Below are 19,753 nucleotides of genomic sequence, written 5' to 3' on the forward strand. Positions count from 1 at the left end.
CAACGTGCGGCCCTTGGGTGCCAATCCCGTTCTCTCTTCATCCGGACTATGACCGTCGGCCCCGGGATCACACCGGGTCTGCTGACCTTGCCGCCGGCCTGCGTAAGCAGTCCAAGGCGCCAAGCGCTCGCGGGCTATACACATTGCGTGTAATTACCGCCGGTGGGGAATTACACCCCGCCCTGAGAACGTTGCCGCCAGAACCCTGGCGGCGCAGAGTTTTTAACACGGTTTTTCAGAAACTGCACGGACGTCGTATCGATTAGCTATATCGGTTTGTTTGGTTGGTATTCGATTGAATGCACACGGGGCTTGATATTGCGCGGCTTTGCCCGCAGTAATCGTCAATACGACAAAACGCCCCATCTGCCCGAGGCCAGTTAGATGACCGTGATAGACCTTCGCAGCGACACCGTGACCCAACCCACCGCCGGCATGCGCGATGCCATGGCCAGCGCCGCCAGCGGCGATGACGTCTACGGTGAAGACCCTAGCGTCAATCGCCTGGAAGCCGAGCTGGCCCATCGCCTGGGGTTTGCCGCTGCGTTGTTCGTGCCCACCGGCACCATGAGTAACCTGCTGGCGCTGATGGCCCACTGCGAACGCGGCGAGGAATACATCGTCGGGCAGCAGGCCCACACCTACAAATACGAAGGCGGCGGTGCGGCGGTGCTGGGCTCGATCCAGCCACAGCCGCTGGAGGTGCAGGCGGACGGTTCTCTGGATCTGGATCAAGTGCTGGCGGCCATCAAACCCGACGACTTCCACTTCGCCCGCACCCGCTTGCTGGCTCTGGAAAACACCATGCAGGGCAAAGTGCTGCCCATGGAGTACTTGGCCAAGGCGCGAGCGTTTACCCGTGAGCATGACCTGGCCCTGCATCTGGATGGCGCGCGTCTCTACAACGCCGCGGTCAAGCTGGGGGTGGATGCGCGGGAGATCGCCCAGCATTTCGATTCGGTGTCGGTGTGCCTGTCCAAGGGCCTCGGCGCTCCGGTAGGCTCGGTGTTGTGCGGGTCTACCGCGCTGATCGCCAAGGCGCGCCGTTTGCGCAAGATGGTGGGCGGCGGCATGCGCCAGGCCGGTTCATTGGCGGCGGCGGGTCTGTATGCCCTGGATCATCAAGTGCAGCGCCTGGCCGAAGACCACGCCAATGCCCAGTGGCTGGGGGATGAGCTGCGCAAGGCCGGTTACAGCGTAGAGCCGGTGCAGACCAACATGGTCTATGTGCAGGTGGGCGATCAGGCCCAGGCATTGAAGGCGTTTGCCGCCGAGCGCGGGATCAAGTTGAGCGCGGCGCCTCGTCTGCGCATGGTCACCCATTTGGATGTTAATCGGGCGCAGATGGCACAGGTGCTGGAAACATTCGTCGAATATTCGCGTAAATGAACGTGCAGACCGTCTAATTGAACCTCTCTATCGCATAAACACGCTGTACCACCGGCAAAGGGCCGATATAATGCGGCCCTTTGCCGTCGCTCCGTCTGATGATGTTGCGCACTGGCCTTTGGCCGCAGCCTCCGTGGAAGAACCTAATGAAAAGCGCAGAAATCCGTGAAGCCTTCCTTCGCTTCTTCGAAGAGCAAGGTCACACCCGTGTCTCCTCCAGCTCCTTGATCCCAGGCAATGACCCTACCCTGCTGTTCACTAACGCGGGGATGAACCAGTTCAAGGACTGCTTCCTGGGCCAGGAAAAGCGCGCCTACACCCGCGCGGTCAGCAGCCAGAAGTGCGTGCGCGCCGGTGGTAAGCACAACGACCTGGAAAACGTCGGCTATACCGCCCGTCACCACACCTTTTTCGAAATGCTCGGCAACTTCAGCTTTGGCGATTATTTCAAGCAAGACGCGATCAACTTCGCCTGGACCTTCCTGACCGGCGTGCTGAAACTGCCGAAGGAAAAACTCTGGGTCACCGTCTACGCCAGCGATGACGAGGCGTACGACATCTGGACCAAACAAGTGGGCGTGCCGGCCGAGCGCATGGTGCGTATCGGCGACAACAAAGGCGCACCTTACGCGTCCGACAACTTCTGGACCATGGGCGATACCGGCCCATGCGGCCCTTGCACCGAGATCTTCTACGACCACGGCGCCGATATCTGGGGTGGCCCGCCGGGCTCGCCGGAAGAAGACGGCGACCGTTACATCGAGATCTGGAACAACGTTTTCATGCAGTTCAACCGCACCGCCGATGGCGTGTTGCATCCGCTGCCGGCACCGTCGGTGGACACCGGCATGGGCCTGGAGCGGATCAGTGCGGTGATGCAGCACGTTCATTCCAACTACGAAATCGATCTGTTCCAGAGCCTGCTGGCTGCGGCCGCCAAGGCCATCGGTTGCAGTAATGATGACCAAGCCTCGCTCAAAGTGGTGGCCGACCACATCCGTTCCTGCGGCTTCCTGATCGCCGACGGCGTACTGCCGTCCAACGAAGGCCGTGGCTATGTGCTGCGTCGCATCATTCGTCGCGCTTGCCGTCACGGTAACAAGCTGGGCGCCAATGGCAGCTTCTTCTACCAGATCGTCGCGGCCCTGGTCGCCGAGATGGGCGATGCCTTCCCGGAACTCAAGCAGAACCAGGCGCACATCGAGCGCGTGCTCAAGGCCGAAGAAGAGCAGTTCGCCAAAACCCTGGAACAGGGCCTGAAGATCCTCGAACAAGACCTGGCCAACCTGTCGGGCAACGTGGTGCCGGGCGACGTGGTGTTCAAGCTCTACGACACCTACGGCTTCCCGATGGACCTGACCGGCGACATCGCCCGCGAGCGCAACCTGACCCTCGACGAGGAAGGTTTCGAACGCGAGATGGAAGCCCAGCGCGTACGCGCACGCTCGGCCAGTTCCTTCGGCATGGACTACAACAGCCTGGTCAAGGTGGATGTGGCCACCGAGTTCACCGGCTACAAGGCCACCAGCGGCTCGGCCAAAGTGGTCGCGCTGTACAAGGAAGGCCAGTCGGTCGACGTGTTGAACGAAGGCGACGAGGGTGTCGTGGTGCTGGATCAGACCCCGTTCTATGCCGAATCCGGCGGTCAGATCGGCGACTGTGGTTTCGTCAAATCCAGCTCCGGTCGTTTCGACGTACGTGATACCACCAAGACCGGCGGCGCCTTCCTGCACCACGGTGTGCTGGCCTCAGGCAGTCTGACCGTAGGCTCCCCGGTGGACACCCAGGTAGACGCCGACGTGCGCCACGCCACGTCGCTGAACCACTCGGCCACCCACTTGCTGCATGCCGCCCTGCGCCAGGTGCTGGGTGAACACGTTCAGCAGAAAGGTTCGTTGGTCGACAGTCAGCGCCTGCGTTTCGACTTCAGCCACTTCGAAGCGATCAAGCCAGAGCAGATCAAGGCACTGGAAGACATCGTCAACGCCGAAATCCGCAAGAACACCCCGGTGGAAACCGTCGAGACCGATATCGAGACGGCCAAGGCCAAGGGCGCCATGGCATTGTTCGGCGAGAAGTACGGCGACAGCGTGCGCGTGCTGAGCATGGGCGGCGATTTCTCGGTGGAACTGTGTGGCGGTATCCACGCCAACCGTACTGGCGACATTGCCTTGCTCAAGATCATCAGCGAAGGCGGCGTGGCGTCCGGTGTACGTCGTATCGAAGCGGTGACCGGCGCTGCGGCCCTGGCATACCTGAACTCGGCGGAAGAACAACTCAAGGAAGCGGCCAGCCTGGTCAAGGGCAGCCGCGACAACCTGATCGACAAGCTGTCCGCTGTCCTGGAGCGCAACCGTGCCCTGGAGAAACAGCTGGAACAGTTGCAAGCCAAGGCTGCCAGCGCAGCGGGCGACGATCTGTCGGCTTCGGCCGTTGACGTCAAGGACGTGAAAGTCCTGGCCGCACGCCTGGACGGTCAGGACGGCAAGGCGTTGTTGGCCCTGGTCGATCAGTTGAAAAACAAGCTCGGCCGCGCAGTGATCCTGCTCGGCGGTGTCCATGAGGAAAAGGTCGTACTGGTTGCCGGTGTAACCAAAGACCTGACTGGCCAACTCAAAGCCGGTGATTTGATGAAGCAAGCCGCTGCGGCAGTGGGCGGGAAGGGCGGTGGTCGTCCTGACATGGCACAAGGCGGTGGTGTAGACGCCGGTGCCCTGGATGCGGCCCTGGCCCTGACCGTGCCGTTTGTCGAGGCTGGCATTTAAGGCACTGTGAATCGGCCCGCGGTCTAGTCGCGGGCCTGATCAGTGCTGGTTGATTGGATATTTAGGCGCCCCTTTACGGGCTGAGGCGGCTGGAAATGGCTTTGATCGTACAGAAATTTGGAGGCACCTCGGTCGGCTCTGTCGAAAGAATCGAGCAGGTGGCCGACAAAGTTAAGAAATTCCGCGACGCTGGCGACGACCTGGTGGTGGTGCTGTCGGCCATGAGCGGCGAGACCAATCGCCTGATCGATCTGGCCAAGGCAATCAGTGGCGACCAGCAACCGTTGCCGCGCGAGCTGGATGTGATCGTATCCACCGGCGAACAGGTGACCATTGCCCTGCTGGCCATGGCCCTGAACAAACGCGGCGTGCCGGCTGTGTCCTACACAGGCAGCCAAGTGCGCATCCTCACCGACAGCGCTCATACCAAGGCGCGTATTCTGCAGATCGACGATCAGAAAATTCGCGCTGATCTGAAAGCCGGGCGTGTGGTAGTTGTAGCGGGCTTCCAGGGTGTGGACGAGCAGGGCAACATCACCACCCTTGGCCGTGGCGGTTCGGACACCACCGGCGTGGCGCTGGCGGCAGCTCTCAAGGCTGATGAATGCCAGATCTACACCGATGTGGATGGCGTCTACACCACGGACCCGCGTGTGGTGTCCGTGGCGCAGCGCCTGGACAAGATCACCTTTGAAGAGATGCTGGAGATGGCCAGTCTCGGTTCCAAGGTGCTGCAAATCCGCGCGGTGGAATTCGCCGGCAAGTACAACGTTCCGCTGCGCGTATTGCACAGCTTCAAAGAGGGTCCGGGCACCCTCATTACTATTGATGAAGAGGAATCCATGGAACAGCCGATCATTTCCGGCATCGCTTTCAACCGCGATGAAGCCAAGCTGACGATCCGTGGCGTGCCAGACACCCCGGGCGTGGCATTCAAGATCCTGGGCCCTATCAGTGGCGCAAACATTGAAGTCGACATGATCGTGCAGAACGTTTCGCACGATAACACCACCGATTTCACCTTCACCGTGCACCGCAACGAATACGATGCGGCTGAGCGTATTCTGCAGAACACTGCAAAAGAAATCGGCGCCCGTGAAGTGGTGGGTGACACCAAGATTGCCAAGGTCTCCATCGTAGGCGTGGGCATGCGTTCCCACGCCGGCGTTGCCAGCCGCATGTTCGAAGCCCTGGCCAAGGAAAGCATCAACATCCAGATGATCTCCACCTCGGAAATCAAAGTCTCGGTGGTGATCGAAGAGAAGTACCTGGAACTGGCTGTACGCGCGCTGCATACCGCTTTTGAGCTGGACGCTCCAGCCCGACAGGGCGAGTGACGTAATGCCAGAAAGGCGCGGTTTACCGCGCCTTTCATTTTTTTGTGGGCTGCGTGTGTAGGACCTGTTCTTTTGCGCGCGCTCGACAATACTTAGGCGGGTAGGGCTATGGCTTTCGGGTTGTAGGTCGAAGGCCTTTTTTTTGCAGACTGTTGTTCCTGAACTGAAATGCGTGAGGAGAAAGGCATGCTGATTCTGACTCGTCGTTGCGCAGAAAGCCTGATTATCGGTGATGGAGAAATCACCGTGACCGTGCTCGGCGTTAAAGGCAATCAAGTGCGTATCGGGGTTAACGCTCCGAAAGAGGTAGCGGTCCACCGCGAGGAAATTTACCTGCGGATCAAGAAAGAGAAGGACGAAGAACCAAGCCTTTAATTTTTATCGTTTTTTATGTTTGCAAACGGGGATGAACGTGGTTAATATACGCCCCGTGTTGCGGAGAGCTGGCCGAGTGGCCGAAGGCGCTCCCCTGCTAAGGGAGTACACCTCAAAAGGGTGTCGGGGGTTCGAATCCCCCGTTCTCCGCCATTATTTGCTTAGTACGTTGCAATCTGGATTTATCGGTAAGTTGTTGAAATTACTCGAAAAAATCGCTTTACATAGAGATTGAACGGCCTATAATGCGCGGCAACAAATGCACTCGTAGCTCAGCTGGATAGAGTACTCGGCTACGAACCGAGCGGTCACAGGTTCGAATCCTGTCGAGTGCACCATTTAAGAGTTAGCTGCAGCGATGCAGGTAGCTTGGCTTCAACCAGTTGTGATCTGGTCTAAAAACACAATCTGCACTCGTAGCTCAGCTGGATAGAGTACTCGGCTACGAACCGAGCGGTCACAGGTTCGAATCCTGTCGAGTGCACCATACAAACAAAAAGCCCGCCTAGCGCGGGCTTTTTGCCGTCTGGGGTTTTATCTTTTTTCTCTCGGCCCATGTGTTTTCCTTTCCGTCTGCGTCGTCGCAGTTCATAGATGCGGCCAATACTCAACTTTGGCTCGCAAGCGCTTGTTCTTTCCAGTTTTTTAACGTTAAAAGCGGACGCAAGGTGTATCATTGCGCCCGTCAGCCCCGCCGGGGCTTGTGGAATACCTCCATGGACTTACCCAGTAGTTACTCAGTGCCCCGTTTCACCAATCATGAATTGACTGATTGATCCTTCCGGCGTGCCCCGCTGCTGGGAGTGGAGTTCGCCTATGACCGAAGTTGAAGTAAAGAAAACTCAAGAAAGCCTGCAGGATCGCCTTGCTCAAGTTATCGAGCTGCTGCAGCGCCAGCGTGTGGTCGAAGACCTAACGCACCGCCAGGAAGGTCCTCACCACGACCGCGTCGAAAACCTGGTGCACCGGCAAAACCTCGTCGAGCTGCAACGCAAGCTCGATGATCTGCACTCTGCCGACGTCGCCTACATACTTGAAGCCCTCCCGCTCGATGATCGACTGACCCTGTGGCAGTTGGTCAAGGCCGACCGTGATGGCGACATCCTGCTCGAAGTGTCGGACTCGGTGCGTGAAACCCTGATCGCCGACATGGACGATCACGAACTGTTAGCGGCGGCCAAGGAGATGGACGCCGACGAACTGGCCGACCTGGCGCCGGAATTGCCGCGTGACGTTGTCCACGAGCTGATGGAGGCCCTTGACGGTCAGCAGCGCGAGCGCGTGCGCTCAGCGTTGTCCTACGATGAGGATCAGGTCGGCGCCCTGATGGACTTCGAGATGGTCACCATCCGTGAAGACGTCAGCCTGGAAGTGGTACTACGCTATCTGCGTCGATTGAAAGAATTGCCAAGCCACACCGATAAGCTGTTCGTGGTGGATTACGAAGGTATTCTCAAGGGTGTGCTGCCGATCAAACGGCTGCTGGTCAACGACCCTGAGAAAAAAGTGGCCGATTTGATGGCTAGCGACACGGTGAGCTTTCATCCTGACGAAGATGCTTACGAGGCGGCTCAGGCCTTTGAGCGTTACGACTTGATTTCGGCTCCCGTGGTCGATAAGAACGGCAAGCTGATTGGTCGTCTGACTATCGATGAAATCGTCGACCTGATCCGTGAAGAGAGTGAGACCGAAGTCCTCAACATGGCGGGTCTGCGTGAAGAGGAAGATATTTTTGCCTCGGTTTGGCGTTCGCTGCATAACCGCTGGGCGTGGCTTGCAATCAATCTGATTACTGCGTTTATCGCATCCCGCGTGATCGGATTGTTCGAAGGCTCCATCGAGAAGCTGGTGGCGTTGGCGGCGCTGATGCCGATTGTGGCAGGCATCGGCGGCAACTCAGGCAACCAGACGATTACCATGATTGTGCGTGCGATGGCACTGGATCAGGTGAGTACTGCCAACTCCTCGCGATTGCTGCGCAAAGAATTGGCGGTGGGCTTGATCAACGGATTGGTATGGGGCGGCGTGATCGGCGTCGTGGCTTACTTGCTGTATGGCAGCTGGTCGCTTGGCGTAGTGATGACTGCCGCCATGACCCTTAACCTTCTGTTGGCGGCGCTGATGGGGGTGTTGATACCCATGACTTTGGCACGCCTGGGACGCGACCCTGCCATGGGTGCCAGCGTGATGATCACGGCCATGACCGACAGCGGCGGCTTCTTTATATTCCTGGGCCTGGCGACGATCTTTCTCCTCTAAGCCAACTCGATGCGCGGCTGCCCGGCCGCTACGCCGCAAGAGCGAGCAGACTTGCTCTTGCGGTTGTCTTCACAAATCCCACGCAAAAAAAAGCCAGCACTAGGCTGGCTTCTGCTTTCAGTTGCAATTCATTCGGCTTCTGCGGCCGCCTCAACGTCGTGCGCGATCAGCGAGACGAGAGCATTTTGCTGGCGATGGGAGAGCTGACGAAAACGCTGCAGCAGTTCGCGTTCGTGCAGCGACAGCTCAGGACTGTCCAGGCGCATGCTCAACTCTTCACCCAACGCACCTTCCTGAATAAGGCTCTGTTCCAGGCGCGCGATGATTTCGGAGTTCATGCTGCGGTGATGATTGCGAGCCACCTCGGCAATGCGTTCCCGCATTCCGTCTGGCAGACGTACGACGAACTTGTCAGCCGTACGGCTGGAATAAATTGCCTGTTTCAATGGGCGCATATATTTAACCGGTTAGTTCAGGGGAGCGGTTTCTGGAATTGGCCGCAAGATGAGTGTTAAGACAAGACTCACGACCAAAGTTCAACCCGAATTGCAAAGAGGCCGCATCATGCCTCACATTTGCCAGTTCCTTGGCGTCAATTCTGTGACAAATATTGAACTGCCTGGAGGCTTTATGCCAGCACTGATTTGCATTTTTGCGGACTGGTTGGAAAACATTCACTTGAGGGGCTACCCAGATGGAACTATCCCGAAAACCCAGTCGCAGCAGGGTTTGAGGCCGCACATCCTATAGCAAAGTGGCCTTTTGCCCTTATCCTTTAGACTAGTGGCAAACGGCCAAATGAGTAGGTTGAGGCGACGTAAGGTATGGGTGAATGAAAGGAAGAGGAGGAGCTGTCAGCGCAGGATCGGATCGAATTTGATCCGACGGCCTACGAAAAGGGTTAGTAAGAAAAAGCAGGCGGATATGCCGCTGACAATTAAAGCGGTGCTTTGCTCATCTTTTGTATACGTCTCTAAGCCATACAGGCCGGTGGCGGTGGTCAAGCACAAAAAAAGCCAGGCAGATTTGCTCATTATTAAATTCTCAGAAAACCCAGTGTTCGGATGTAGGTGCGGCCTGGGTGCCCTGGGTCAGGCGTACGGGAGATTGCGCGGTTGGCGTCATCACTGCCAGTTGCGGGCGTTGCTGCAAGTGGTGTGGAACAGCGTGTTGGCTGATCTGCGCTGGGTCCTGCGCATTTGACGATTGAAAGTGAAACATCACCAGTGCAGCCAGGGCGACAGAATTGAGAGCTAACAGAAGGGCGCTGTTCATGGGCATGTTCTCCGTTTACCGCCTGGCTGAGTGGTGGGGTATAAGAACAGTATTGCAGGTGTCGTGCCAAACCATTAACTCAATAAAATCAATGGCTTGTAGGCGTTTATGCTGCTTCTCAGGTTGCAATTTGCAACGCGACCAGTTTGGGGGAGTGCATTTTGCACGACTTAGACCAAGTGCCTATGTATACGGGGCGAAACCGAATTCGCTGTAGTCAGGATCGGCTTACGGGCAAAAAGCCTAAGGACGACATGACAAAACTCACCTCCGCCGTTAACATGCACGCCGTCCATCGCCGCCATGGCTTGATGGCTGTCATTAGTCCCAGTAGCTCAATTGGATAGAGCATCCCCCTCCTAAGGGGAAGGTTGGCCGTTCGAACCGGCCCTGGGACGCCATATTCAAAGCCCCGTACGGAATATCCGGCGGGGCTTTTTTGTGCGCGCTTGAACTTTTGCAACACGGGTCGAACCTTGGCGTCAATCGAGGTTCACAGCAGGGCTTAGCGTGTATTTGTGGCAACGGTGTACCTCGCACCCCACTGAGCATCGTCTGAACAGCAGTCAATTGTTTTGTAAAAATTTATCCCCGGAAGCTGCCTGTATTGCCTGTCCGGAACCGACCACCGGGGACTATCATGCCGATAGCCCTGTTTCTCACTGCAAGGAGCCGCTCGGAACGCCGATGCGACAGATCTGGAAATCTTTTCGAGCCCTTTATTTCGCCTCCTTGATGATGCTGATCGGCTCTGGCTTGCTCAGCACCTACCTGGCGCTGCGCCTGGCGGCTGATAACGTTGACAGCCTGTGGGTCGGTGCGCTGATGGCCGCCAACTATTTTGGTCTGGTGCTGGGCGGCAAGATTGGACACCGCCTGATTGCCCGAGTCGGGCATATCCGCGCGTATGCGACCTGTGCCGGAATTGTCGGTGCGGCGGTGTTGGGTCATGGCCTGGTCGATTGGCTGCCGGCCTGGATCGTGCTGCGGGTGATCGTGGGTCTGGGCATGATGTGCCAGTACATGGTCATTGAAAGCTGGCTCAACGAACAGGCGGACGCCAAGCAGCGTGGTGTGGTGTTCAGTGGCTATATGATCGCCTCTTATCTGGGGCTGGTACTGGGTCAGTTGATTCTGGTGATGCATCCCCAGCTCGGCCTGGAACTGTTGATGCTGGTCGCGTTGTGCTTTGCGCTTTGTCTGGTACCGGTTGCCATGACTCGGCGCATTCACCCGGCGCCTTTGCGGCCGGCTCCGATGGAGCCGCGCTTCTTCATCAAGCGCGTCCCGCAGTCGCTGAGTACAGTGTTGGGCGCGGGGCTGATCGTCGGTTCTTTCTACGGTTTGGCGCCGCTGTATGCGTCCCAGCAGGGGTTGACGACCGAGCAGGTCGGCTTGTTCATGGGTAGCTGCATCTTTGCCGGGTTGGTGGTGCAGTGGCCGTTGGGCTGGTTATCGGATCGTTATGATCGCGCGCTGCTGATCCGTTGCTTCGCGCTTTGCCTGGCCGTGGCGTCATTGCCGTTGGCGATTCTCACTCAGGTGCCGCTGGAGGTGTTGTTCATCGCCGGGTTCCTGTGCTCGTTGGTGCAATTTTGCCTGTACCCGCTGGCGGTGGCGTTTTCCAACGACCATGTCGAAGGTGACCGCCGAGTATCTCTGACGGCCATGCTGTTGGTTACGTATGGCGTCGGCGCCAGTGTCGGGCCTTTGTTGGCGGGTGTGGTGATGAAGCTGTTCGGCAGTCAGATGCTGTACGCGTTTTTCACTTTGTGTGCGCTGATCCTGGTGTGGCGGATTAGGCCCAAGGCTGTCACTAATCTGCATCAGGTGGACGACGCGCCTTTGCATCACGTAGCGATGCCCGACAGTATGTCCAGTTCGCCGTTGGTCGCGGCGCTCGATCCGCGGGTGGATGAGCAAGTGGTGCAGGATCAGATGCAAACGAGCCCCGAGCCCGAAGTCGAGCCGCCGCAGCCGCCGGTCGAGGAGCCCAGTACCGAGGCGCCTGCCGAGCAGCCGGACTCCGACGAGCATCCCAACGGCTTGAGCGGGGCGCGTCCCTAACAACGAAAAACGGGCAGACCCCTGAGGGCTGCCCGTTTTTTATTGCGACCCGTGGCGCTTAAAAGTCGTCGTCTTTGTCGAAACGACGTGCTTCGCGCTGCAATTGGTAAACGAAACGCTCGACCTGTCGCTGCACCAGCCCGCTCATATTATGGAAGCGTACGCCGGCGAAAGTGGTGTTGATCTTCTCTTCGAAGTGCAGGTAGCGCAGTTCGACCGAGGTGGTCATGCTGCCGAAGGGCAGGGCGGCGATAAATCGGTCATAGACCTGGCCCAGTTGCAGGCGCTCAGTGATGTCTCCCTCGAAGCGCAATTTGCAGCCGGTGGCGGAAATATCCAATAGCTTGCCGTTGATCGGCGCCTTGAGCTTTTCACCACCCAGCTCGATGTTCACCAACTGTGCCAGCTTCAGGGCTGCACGAAAGGCATTCCTGCGTTGGTGATACACAACTTCATTGGGCATGCTGCCGGTGTAGATGCGGTGACCATTCTTTTCGCTGATGGTCATGCCACCGTTGCTTTCCCACGCGACGCGCACGCCATCGTGGAAGCCTTCGATGCGGAACGGCTCGCCATTTTCAAGATAGCGCTCACCGTCGCGGGGGATCATTTCGTCCATGACCAGCGTGTTACTGTCCCGATCGACATCCACCAGATAACTCTGGAAACGCTGGCTGCGCTCGTGAAACGTAATGATCAGCGGGTCATGGCTTTCTTGCAGCATTCGCAAGTTGCCGGCGATTTCCAGAGGCGTGGTGAGGACCTTGGGGGGCTGCGGAGCATCTTCCGCATTAAGAGCGTTGAACACGGTTCTTCCATCTCCAGACAAATACGACTACACGCAAGAACCGGCATTTTGCCAGCATGTAGCGCGCCTTGGATAGGGCGCGCGGTAAACCGGTGTCAGGCTTGGCTGCGGGTGCTGGGCTTGACCAGACGCGAGGTGGAGCCCTGAGCGTTATACAGCGCCGGTGGCTCGCCGCCGTGGAGTATACGCAACTGGTTGGCCGTCGTAGCTTGCTGAAGCTGAATCGACTGGCCGTTGAGTTGATTGGCTTCCTGGCACTGGCTGAGCAATTGATTGAGTGCTTTGCTCTGAGTGAGCAGATGGTCGCCCACCGAGGAGTGGCTGGCCAGCTGTGCCAGGCCGTCATGGTCTGCGGGCAGACCCAGGCTGATAAGGATCTGGCTGCGTTTCTTGCCATGCTGTTCCAGTAGGACGATCAGCGACTGCTTGCGCGCCAGGATTTCCTCAAGGAGCGGCATATCCCGGCCATAGAGCGCCAAGGATTCTTCTTTTAGCAGCTCGAGCAACTGTTGCGTCGGCGCTAGATCATCGATGATCAGTTGAAGCAGGGTTTCGTCGTGATGCATGGCTGGCCTTGGGTTTTAAGCGTCCAAAAGCCCGGCGCAGGCCTTTGCCTAGCGCTCGGCTTCGAAGTTAAGCAGCTTGCTGGCTACACGGTTGCTGTCGACTTTGTAGCTGCCATCAGCGATTGCCTGTTTCAATTCGGCCACGCGGGCTTTATTGACCACCGGTTGATCGCGCAGCGAGTCAGTGACCTTCTGCAACTGTTGAGCCTCATTGCTCAGGTGTACCGATTCCCCGCTCTGGCTGGCGCTGGTCTGTTCCGTCTTGGCAGGCGCTGGGGCCTTGGTTTCCGCACTTTCTTTGGCACCCGTGGTGCGAGCAGTACCAGACGTTGCCGGGGAGTTATTTAAACGATTGAAATCAATGACCATGATAAAAAACCTCTGGGTATTTGGACGCTTGCCATGTTTTCGGCCATACCCGGATAAACTTTAGGCGCGAATGACAATAAATCTCCACACGGGACTTCTCGTGCACAGTGTAGGAAAACCCAGCGTCCTCTACCAGCGATCTATAAAGCCACCTCCACTTGTCCTGGGGCGGTCACGCGCGCTTTGATCACGCGGTTTGAATTGAGGTTCTTAACCCGGATCTGCTCGCTCATGCCGCCGTTGGACAGTGCTTCACCGGGCATTTTCACATTCAAAGCGCCGCTACTGGCTGAAATCACCACCTGATCGCCCTTACGGATAACCTCGGCCTGCTCTAAATGAACCAGCGTGAGAACCTGATCGGTGACCACTGGTCGGGTTAATCTCTGCCCGATGGCCTGGTCGACGCTCGTCAGATAGCCCTGACTGATCTGACTGATGTCACGTTCGCGTAAGACGACATCCTCAAAAGCGATGATCCCGGTGCGCTTCAGTGGCCTCGCCACCACCACCACATCGCGGAATAGTTTGACCTGCGCCGGCACAAACACGGTCCAGGGCGAGGCGCCGTCGCACCGGACCCTCACAGTCACACGGCCGATGGGCTGGGCAGGACTTTCCAGGGTGGCTGTCAATTCCTTGTCGCACATCGGCATGCGCAGGCGAGGGTCCAATTGGTTGACTTGGATTTCATAACGACCCAGCGTCTGTGTAGTTGCCAGATAATCTTCTACAGTGAACTCAAGAAAGCCTTGAGTGACGCCGATAAGGAGATCAGGCAAGGTGACGTTCTCTGCGCGGGCCGTGGTGCCCAGGCAGAAAGCCAGCAATGCCATCGAGACGCTGAGCAATCTGCGGTGGCGGGGGTGTCGGGAAACTGTCGTTTTCATATCCATAGCCAACAAATAGCAAAGCTCGTGCCGTTTAGTGTCGGGTGCGCGTCGTACCCCCGAAGGTTTTAGCGTAGGAGTCTGGGCATGGCAGGTGTAATGGATTCAGTAAACCAGCGCACACAGCTGGTAGGGCAGAATCGCCTGGAGTTGTTGCTTTTCCGCCTCGATGGCAGGCAGCTGTATGGCATCAATGTGTTCAAAGTGCGGGAAGTGCTGCAATGCCCCAAACTGACGATCATGCCCAAATCCAGTCCGGTGGTATGTGGTGTGGCCAATATTCGCGGCGCCACTATTCCGATTCTTGATCTGGCCCTGGCGACAGGCTCGTCCGGTCTTCAGGACCGTGAAAGTCCGTTCGTGATCATCACCGAGTACAACACCAAGACCCAGGGTTTCCTGGTGCGCTCGGTGGAGCGCATCGTCAACATGAACTGGGAAGAGATCCATCCACCACCCAAGGGCACCGGCCGCGATCACTACCTCACGGCGGTGACGCGGGTCGATAACCAGTTGGTGGAAATTATCGATGTGGAGAAGATCCTCGCCGAAGTTGCCCCTACCTCTGAGACCATTTCGGTGGGCGTGGTCGATGCCGAGACGGCGCACAAAGCGGTGTCCCTGCGTGTGCTGACGGTGGATGACTCTTCCGTGGCGCGCAAGCAGGTGACCCGTTGCCTGCAAACTGTCGGTGTGGAAGTGGTGGCGCTCAACGATGGCCGCCAGGCGCTGGATTACCTGCGCAAACTGGTGGATGAGGGCAAGAAGCCGGAAGAAGAATTCCTGATGATGATCTCGGATATCGAGATGCCGGAAATGGACGGCTACACTCTCACAGCCGAGATACGTAGCGACCCGCGTATGCAAAAATTGCATATCGTCCTGCATACTTCATTGTCGGGTGTATTCAACCAGGCCATGGTCAAAAAGGTCGGGGCGGATGATTTCCTGGCCAAATTCCGTCCTGATGACCTTGCATCGCGGGTTGTCGACCGGATCAACGCAGCAGATCACGGCTAAGGTTTAACCTTGGCGATCATACGATTTTAGAGGCGGTATCAGTGTCGACAGGTAATTTGGATTTTGAACAGTTCCGGGTCTTCCTGGAAAAGGCCTGTGGCATATTGCTCGGTGAGAACAAGCAGTACCTGGTATCCAGCCGTCTCAACAAGCTGATGGAGCAGCAGGGTATCAAGTCCCTGGGCGAGTTGGTTCAGCGGATCCAGAGTCAGCCGCGCAGTGGGCTCAAGGAGATGGTGGTCGATGCCATGACCACCAACGAAACCCTGTGGTTTCGCGATACGTATCCCTTTGAAGTGCTTAAGAGCAAGGTGTTGCCGGAAGCCATCAAGGCCAGTCCCGGACAGCGCTTGCGCATCTGGTCGGCGGCCTGTTCGTCGGGGCAGGAACCGTACTCGATTTCCATGGCTATCGACGAGTTCGAGCGGACCAACATGGGCCAGTTGAAGGCTGGGGCACAGATTGTCGCCACTGACCTGTCCGGGACCATGCTGAACAACTGCAAGACCGGCGAATACGACACCCTGGCACTGGGTCGCGGTTTGTCTCAGGAGCGTTTGCAACGTTACTTTGACTCCAAGGGAGCAGGGCGTTGGGCGGTAAAGGCGCCGATCAAGAGCCGAGTGGAGTTTCGCTCGTTCAACCTGCTCGACAGTTACGCCAGCCTGGGTAAGTTCGACATGGTGTTCTGCCGCAACGTGCTGATCTACTTTTCGGCCGAAGTGAAGAAAGACATCCTGTTGCGTATCCATGGCACGCTCAAGCGTGGCGGCTACTTGTTCCTCGGAGCGTCTGAGGCGCTCAACGGCCTGCCGGATCACTACCAGATGGTGCAGTGCAGCCCTGGCATCATCTACCAGGCCAAGTAAACAAGGCCTGTACAGTCAAAAATGTGGGAGGGGGCTTGCCCCCGATAGCGTTGGATCGGTCACCTCTATGTGACTTGATACACCGCTATCGGAGGCAAGCCTCTTCCCACTTTTAGTTTTGCGGCAATCCCCCATTGCCGCTTTACTGGCGCCAAGCGGAAGCCGCTTGCCGCTTTTCTGGCATTGCCGCCGGTAATTTCTGCTTAAGTCCTTGATATATGGGGGCTGAAAAAATTGGCATGCACCTTGCTATACCTCTGTCAACGAACAGCAGGTCAGCCTAAAGGTTTCCGCCATGAGCATCAGCTTCGATAAAGCGCTCGGTATCCACGAACAAGCCTTGGGCTTTCGCGCCCAGCGTGCCGAAGTCCTGGCCAACAACATTGCCAACGCCGATACCCCGAACTACAAGGCTCGGGATCTGGATTTCTCCGCCGTGCTCGCTGCACAGCAGGACAAGACCAAAAACGGCACCTTTGCCTTGAATATGACCAACAGTCGTCATATCGAAGCGCAAGGCCTGAGCAGTGGTGACGAGTCGCTGCTGTATCGCACGCCGATGCAGCCATCCATCGATCAGAACACCGTTGATGCGCAGCTGGAGCAATCGGCCTATGCCGAGAACTCGGTGAACTTTCAGGCCAGCTTCACCCTGCTCAACAGTAAATTCAAAGGGCTGATGTCAGCCCTGCGTGGAGAGTAAGCCATGTCCCTGTCCAGTGTTTTCAATATTGCCGGCAGTGGCATGAGCGCGCAGACCACGCGCTTGAACACCGTCGCCAGTAACATCGCCAACGCCGAGACCGTGTCTTCGAGCATTGACCAAACCTACCGCGCCCGTCACCCGGTGTTCGCCACCATGTTCCAGGGCGGCCAGAGCGGTGGCAGCGATTCGCTGTTCCAGAACCAGGACGCCGCGGGCCAGGGTGTGCAGGTACTCGGCGTAGTCGAGGATCAAAGCAACCTGGAAGCCCGTTACGAGCCCAACCATCCGGCGGCGAACGAAAAAGGCTACGTGTACTACCCGAACGTCAATGTGGTCGAGGAAATGGCGGACATGATTTCGGCCAGCCGCTCGTTCCAGACCAACGCGGAAATGATGAACACCGCCAAAACCATGATGCAGAAGGTCCTGACCCTGGGTCAGTGATAAGGGGCGCCAACCATGGCCATTGTCGATACGTCTAATAACACGGCGGTTCAAGACCTTTTCAACTCGAAGGTCAAGACGGCGTCGGACAACACTAACTTAGCGGATGCTTCCAAGGCCGCGACCGGCAGCCAGTCACTGGGCAAGGACGCATTCTTGCAGTTGCTGGTCACCCAGCTGAAAAACCAGAACCCGCTGTCGCCCCAGGACAACGGCGCGTTCGTTGCCCAACTGGCGCAATTCAGCAGCCTGGAAGGCATCAACACCCTCAATGACTCGGTGAATTCGATTTCCAGCAACTTCAGCTCCTCCCAGGCGCTGCAGGCTTCGTCGCTGGTAGGTCGTTCGATCATCACCCAGACCGACAAGGCTTTGGTCGATACCAGCAAGAGCATGACCGGTTCGGTGGCGGTGACGGCGGCGACGGGCAACGTCTCCGTCAAGATTACCGACAAGGACGGCAACGTGGTCCGCACCATCGATATGGGCGCCCAAAGCGCCGGCACGTCCGACTTTATCTGGGACGGCAAGAACGACAAAGGTGAGGTGGCGGCAGCGGGTACTTATACCTTCGCGGCCACGACCAAGAACGACAAAGGCGACTCGGTGGCCCTGGCGACTTCGCTGCCGGCAACGGTGACCAGCGTGACGCTGAGCAAGACCGGCGGCGAAATGCTGCTGAACCTGGCGGGCGGCATGGGCAGCGTCAAGCTGTCGCAAATTCAGACTATCGGTACATAGAGCCGGCTAAATACGGCAGAAGGAGAGAAACATGTCTTTTAACATCGGCCTTAGCGGCCTCTATGCAGCCAACAAACAACTGGACGTGACGGGCAACAACATCGCCAACGTCGCGACCACTGGCTTCAAATCCTCTCGTGCGGAATTCGCCGATATCTACGCTGCCTCCAAGCTGGGCACCGGTCAGAACAGCATTGGTAACGGTGTGAACCTGGCGGCGGTGTCACAGCAGTTCACCCAAGGTGACGTCAACGGCAGCGGCGGTATCCTGGATATGGCGATTCAGGGCGGTGGCTTCTTCGTGCAGAAGGGCAGCGACGGCTCGCTTGAGTACACCCGTTCCGGTGCGTTCCGTGCCGATAAGGACGGCTACATCACCAACAACACCGGCACCTCGCGTCTGCAAGGTTATGCAGCGGATGAAGACGGCAAGATCATCAAGGGCGGCCTGACCGACCTGCAACTGAACCTGTCGAATCTGCCGCCAAAGGCGTCCACCAAAGTGGACTCTACCAGTAACCTGAACTCTTCTGAGCCGGTGATCGACCAGACGCTCAAGCCGTTCAACCCTACCGATACCAGCACCTTCACCACCCAGTACAGCACTACGTTGTACGACTCCCAGGGTAATGCGCACCCGATGGTGCAGTACCTGGTGAAAACCGACGGCAACAAGTGGAACGCCTACACCCTGATCGACGGCCGCAACCCGAACGGTTCGGCGCCTACCGGCACACCGTCCACGCCGCCTGTTCCGTCGACCCTGAGCTTTGATGGCGCGGGCAAACTTACCGGTATTCTCACCGGGACTGTTTCCAGCACGACTCTGAACATCACCGGCTGGGTGCCAGGCACCGTGACCAATGGTGTGTGGAAGGCAAACGGTGCGGATGCCAACCCGACCGGTATCGCCATCAACATGGCCAACATCACGCAGTACAACTCCGCCACTTACCGTAACCCACCGGTGACTGACGGTTATGCGACTGGCCAGATCACCGGCCTGAAAATTGACGGCAGCGGTGTACTGTTCGCCACGTTCAGCAACCAGCAGAGCAAGGCCATCGGCCAGATATCTCTGGCCAGCTTCAACAATGAGCAGGGGCTGCAGCCTTCCGGCGGCACTTCCTGGCGTGAAACCTTTGCTTCGGGCCAACCGGGTTACGACACCCCTCAGGCCGGTACCTTGGGTTCGATCGTGGCCAACTCGCTTGAGAACTCCAACGTCAACCTGACCAACGAACTGGTAGACCTGATCAAGGCCCAGAGCAACTACCAGGCGAACGCCAAGACCATCTCGACCCAGAGCACCATTATGCAGACCATCATTCAGATGACCTGATGCCATGGCGTTATGCGTTTGACTTAAAGCCCCTCCATCGAGGGGTTTTTTTTTAATCAATATCATCTGGAACGCCCTACACCCCCAATACCACCCAGGAAGCGGCGAGCCGTTGAGTGTGTGATTTTGGTTGGGGGAGAGCGATGGGAAATCAGTGGCAGGTGGGTCTTGTCGGGACCGGAGCGCATTTTCCTGCTGGAGCGGCACCGCTTTATTTGAGCGAAAAAGGCGCGACAGTCAATATTAACGATGACGTGAGCGCAAATAAGAGCGCCGTCGCAACACTGCTCAAGGAGCTTGACGACGCGCAAATTACCGGCAAGAGCCAGACCGTCCGGGAGCTACGCGACAAACTTAATGAGAAGCGCAAAGCGCTTGGCGACCAGGAGTTCAAAAAAATCCTTGAGCAACTCAAGGAAGAATGGCCGAGACGGTGGCTGGATCTTTTGAAGATGCTGTTTCCGGATTTGTTCCCTGATGAGCCTTCTCCTTCTCCGCAGCCATCACCTGGTGGTGGTGGTGGTGGTGGTG

At 57.5% G+C, this 19,753-nt stretch carries 19 protein-coding genes, 4 tRNA genes, 1 pseudogene and 1 riboswitch; of the genes and pseudogenes, 17 read left to right on the forward strand and 7 right to left on the reverse strand.

Annotation, left to right across the window (positions count from 1 at the left end; translation table 11 throughout):
• Positions 1-24 precede the first annotated feature (24 nt).
• Positions 25-194, reverse strand: a riboswitch (FMN riboswitch).
• Positions 195-384: 190 nt separating this feature from the next.
• The 8 genes from ltaE to mgtE all read left to right on the forward strand — a co-directional run bounded on the left by ltaE (position 385) and on the right by mgtE (position 8,125).
• Positions 385-1,389 (forward strand): low-specificity L-threonine aldolase, encoded by a 1,005-nt coding sequence (gene ltaE / locus YA0848_RS19585; protein ID WP_034099927.1) that lies wholly within the window; start codon positions 385-387, stop codon positions 1,387-1,389.
• A 146-nt stretch (positions 1,390-1,535) separates the two neighbouring features.
• Positions 1,536-4,154, forward strand: coding sequence for an alanine--tRNA ligase (alaS, locus tag YA0848_RS19590; protein ID WP_034099925.1), 2,619 nt, complete (start codon positions 1,536-1,538; stop codon positions 4,152-4,154).
• 95 nt (positions 4,155-4,249) lie between these two features.
• Positions 4,250-5,491: an aspartate kinase gene (locus tag YA0848_RS19595; protein WP_034099923.1), complete on the forward strand. Its 1,242-nt coding sequence runs from the start codon at positions 4,250-4,252 to the stop codon at positions 5,489-5,491.
• Between the two features lie 186 nt (positions 5,492-5,677).
• Positions 5,678-5,866 carry a carbon storage regulator CsrA gene (gene csrA, locus YA0848_RS19600; RefSeq protein WP_003175645.1) on the forward strand — a complete coding sequence of 63 codons (189 nt, stop codon included), beginning with the start codon at positions 5,678-5,680 and terminating at the stop codon, positions 5,864-5,866.
• A 62-nt stretch (positions 5,867-5,928) separates the two neighbouring features.
• Positions 5,929-6,019, forward strand: a tRNA-Ser gene (locus tag YA0848_RS19605).
• A gap of 108 nt (positions 6,020-6,127) precedes the next feature.
• A tRNA-Arg gene (locus tag YA0848_RS19610) sits at positions 6,128-6,204 on the forward strand.
• A gap of 72 nt (positions 6,205-6,276) precedes the next feature.
• Positions 6,277-6,353 (forward strand) — tRNA-Arg (locus tag YA0848_RS19615).
• 329 nt (positions 6,354-6,682) lie between these two features.
• Positions 6,683-8,125, forward strand: coding sequence for a magnesium transporter (mgtE, locus tag YA0848_RS19620; RefSeq protein ID WP_034099922.1), 1,443 nt, complete (start codon positions 6,683-6,685; stop codon positions 8,123-8,125).
• Positions 8,126-8,253: 128 nt separating this feature from the next.
• On the opposite strand, the gene YA0848_RS19625 is transcribed toward mgtE, so the two are convergent.
• The 3 genes from YA0848_RS19625 to YA0848_RS19635 form a co-directional block, all read right to left on the reverse strand.
• Positions 8,254-8,580, reverse strand: a complete 327-nt coding sequence (locus YA0848_RS19625; protein WP_017849200.1) for an Arc family DNA-binding protein — start codon at positions 8,578-8,580, stop codon at positions 8,254-8,256.
• A gap of 399 nt (positions 8,581-8,979) precedes the next feature.
• Positions 8,980-9,159, reverse strand: a complete 180-nt coding sequence (locus YA0848_RS19630) for a PA3371 family protein (RefSeq protein WP_034114871.1) — start codon at positions 9,157-9,159, stop codon at positions 8,980-8,982.
• 10 nt (positions 9,160-9,169) lie between these two features.
• Entirely contained in the window at positions 9,170-9,400 is a 231-nt protein-coding gene (locus tag YA0848_RS19635) for a hypothetical protein (protein WP_034099919.1), read from the reverse strand.
• A 324-nt stretch (positions 9,401-9,724) separates the two neighbouring features.
• On the opposite strand from YA0848_RS19635, the gene YA0848_RS19640 reads away from it, so the two are divergent.
• Positions 9,725-9,801: transfer RNA gene (locus YA0848_RS19640), tRNA-Arg, on the forward strand.
• Between the two features lie 286 nt (positions 9,802-10,087).
• Positions 10,088-11,467 carry an MFS transporter gene (locus YA0848_RS19645; RefSeq protein ID WP_034099918.1) on the forward strand — a complete coding sequence of 460 codons (1,380 nt, stop codon included), beginning with the start codon at positions 10,088-10,090 and terminating at the stop codon, positions 11,465-11,467.
• A 58-nt stretch (positions 11,468-11,525) separates the two neighbouring features.
• Here the strand turns inward: YA0848_RS19645 and YA0848_RS19650 are convergent, their stop codons facing one another.
• From YA0848_RS19650 to flgA, 4 genes are all read right to left on the reverse strand, one after another.
• Entirely contained in the window at positions 11,526-12,275 is a 750-nt protein-coding gene (locus tag YA0848_RS19650; RefSeq protein WP_034099917.1) for a flagellar brake protein, read from the reverse strand.
• Between the two features lie 95 nt (positions 12,276-12,370).
• Entirely contained in the window at positions 12,371-12,841 is a 471-nt protein-coding gene (locus YA0848_RS19655; RefSeq protein ID WP_034099916.1) for a flagella synthesis protein FlgN, read from the reverse strand.
• 48 nt (positions 12,842-12,889) lie between these two features.
• Positions 12,890-13,210, reverse strand: coding sequence for a flagellar biosynthesis anti-sigma factor FlgM (gene flgM, locus YA0848_RS19660; RefSeq protein WP_034099915.1), 321 nt, complete (start codon positions 13,208-13,210; stop codon positions 12,890-12,892).
• Positions 13,211-13,350: 140 nt separating this feature from the next.
• On the reverse strand, positions 13,351-14,106 hold the full coding sequence (gene flgA, locus YA0848_RS19665; protein WP_034099914.1) for a flagellar basal body P-ring formation chaperone FlgA: 756 nt from the start codon (positions 14,104-14,106) through the stop codon (positions 13,351-13,353).
• 81 nt (positions 14,107-14,187) lie between these two features.
• Here flgA and YA0848_RS19670 point away from each other — a divergent pair, with 81 nt between their 5' ends.
• The 7 genes and pseudogenes from YA0848_RS19670 to YA0848_RS19700 form a co-directional block, all read left to right on the forward strand.
• Positions 14,188-15,120 (forward strand): chemotaxis protein CheV, encoded by a 933-nt coding sequence (locus tag YA0848_RS19670; protein WP_034099913.1) that lies wholly within the window; start codon positions 14,188-14,190, stop codon positions 15,118-15,120.
• A 41-nt stretch (positions 15,121-15,161) separates the two neighbouring features.
• The gene (cheR, locus tag YA0848_RS19675; RefSeq protein WP_034099912.1) at positions 15,162-15,989 is read left to right on the forward strand and encodes a protein-glutamate O-methyltransferase CheR; all 828 of its coding nucleotides are present in this window, start codon (positions 15,162-15,164) and stop codon (positions 15,987-15,989) included.
• A 295-nt stretch (positions 15,990-16,284) separates the two neighbouring features.
• A complete protein-coding gene (gene flgB / locus YA0848_RS19680; protein ID WP_003175633.1) occupies positions 16,285-16,692 on the forward strand; it encodes a flagellar basal body rod protein FlgB in 408 nt (135 codons plus the stop codon).
• Positions 16,693-16,695: 3 nt separating this feature from the next.
• The gene (gene flgC / locus YA0848_RS19685; protein WP_024076985.1) at positions 16,696-17,139 is read left to right on the forward strand and encodes a flagellar basal body rod protein FlgC; all 444 of its coding nucleotides are present in this window, start codon (positions 16,696-16,698) and stop codon (positions 17,137-17,139) included.
• 15 nt (positions 17,140-17,154) lie between these two features.
• Positions 17,155-17,880, forward strand: a complete 726-nt coding sequence (gene flgD / locus YA0848_RS19690; protein ID WP_034099911.1) for a flagellar hook assembly protein FlgD — start codon at positions 17,155-17,157, stop codon at positions 17,878-17,880.
• 31 nt (positions 17,881-17,911) lie between these two features.
• Positions 17,912-19,222 (forward strand): flagellar hook protein FlgE, encoded by a 1,311-nt coding sequence (gene flgE / locus YA0848_RS19695; protein WP_034099910.1) that lies wholly within the window; start codon positions 17,912-17,914, stop codon positions 19,220-19,222.
• Between the two features lie 143 nt (positions 19,223-19,365).
• Positions 19,366-19,753: pseudogene (locus tag YA0848_RS19700) on the forward strand (hypothetical protein); the annotation flags it as partial.

It is taken from the genome of Pseudomonas sp. S4_EA_1b, from assembly GCF_016307435.1.
Taxonomy (GTDB): domain Bacteria; phylum Pseudomonadota; class Gammaproteobacteria; order Pseudomonadales; family Pseudomonadaceae; genus Aquipseudomonas; species Aquipseudomonas rhodesiae.

What these genes read in the sequence shown, in the direction of transcription:
- ltaE (WP_034099927.1), top strand. Translation starts at nt 385, where the DNA reads ATGACCGTGATAGACCTTCGCAGCGACACCGTGACCCAACCCACCGCC.
- alaS (WP_034099925.1), top strand. Translation starts at nt 1,536, where the DNA reads ATGAAAAGCGCAGAAATCCGTGAAGCCTTCCTTCGCTTCTTCGAAGAG.
- YA0848_RS19595 (WP_034099923.1), top strand. Translation starts at nt 4,250, where the DNA reads ATGGCTTTGATCGTACAGAAATTTGGAGGCACCTCGGTCGGCTCTGTC.
- csrA (WP_003175645.1), top strand. Translation starts at nt 5,678, where the DNA reads ATGCTGATTCTGACTCGTCGTTGCGCAGAAAGCCTGATTATCGGTGAT.
- mgtE (WP_034099922.1), top strand. Translation starts at nt 6,683, where the DNA reads ATGACCGAAGTTGAAGTAAAGAAAACTCAAGAAAGCCTGCAGGATCGC.
- YA0848_RS19625 (WP_017849200.1), bottom strand. Translation starts at nt 8,580, where the DNA reads ATGCGCCCATTGAAACAGGCAATTTATTCCAGCCGTACGGCTGACAAG.
- YA0848_RS19630 (WP_034114871.1), bottom strand. Translation starts at nt 9,159, where the DNA reads ATGAGCAAATCTGCCTGGCTTTTTTTGTGCTTGACCACCGCCACCGGC.
- YA0848_RS19635 (WP_034099919.1), bottom strand. Translation starts at nt 9,400, where the DNA reads ATGAACAGCGCCCTTCTGTTAGCTCTCAATTCTGTCGCCCTGGCTGCA.
- YA0848_RS19645 (WP_034099918.1), top strand. Translation starts at nt 10,088, where the DNA reads ATGCGACAGATCTGGAAATCTTTTCGAGCCCTTTATTTCGCCTCCTTG.
- YA0848_RS19655 (WP_034099916.1), bottom strand. Translation starts at nt 12,841, where the DNA reads ATGCATCACGACGAAACCCTGCTTCAACTGATCATCGATGATCTAGCG.
- flgM (WP_034099915.1), bottom strand. Translation starts at nt 13,210, where the DNA reads ATGGTCATTGATTTCAATCGTTTAAATAACTCCCCGGCAACGTCTGGT.
- flgA (WP_034099914.1), bottom strand. Translation starts at nt 14,106, where the DNA reads ATGGATATGAAAACGACAGTTTCCCGACACCCCCGCCACCGCAGATTG.
- YA0848_RS19670 (WP_034099913.1), top strand. Translation starts at nt 14,188, where the DNA reads ATGGCAGGTGTAATGGATTCAGTAAACCAGCGCACACAGCTGGTAGGG.
- flgB (WP_003175633.1), top strand. Translation starts at nt 16,285, where the DNA reads ATGAGCATCAGCTTCGATAAAGCGCTCGGTATCCACGAACAAGCCTTG.
- flgC (WP_024076985.1), top strand. Translation starts at nt 16,696, where the DNA reads ATGTCCCTGTCCAGTGTTTTCAATATTGCCGGCAGTGGCATGAGCGCG.
- flgD (WP_034099911.1), top strand. Translation starts at nt 17,155, where the DNA reads ATGGCCATTGTCGATACGTCTAATAACACGGCGGTTCAAGACCTTTTC.
- flgE (WP_034099910.1), top strand. Translation starts at nt 17,912, where the DNA reads ATGTCTTTTAACATCGGCCTTAGCGGCCTCTATGCAGCCAACAAACAA.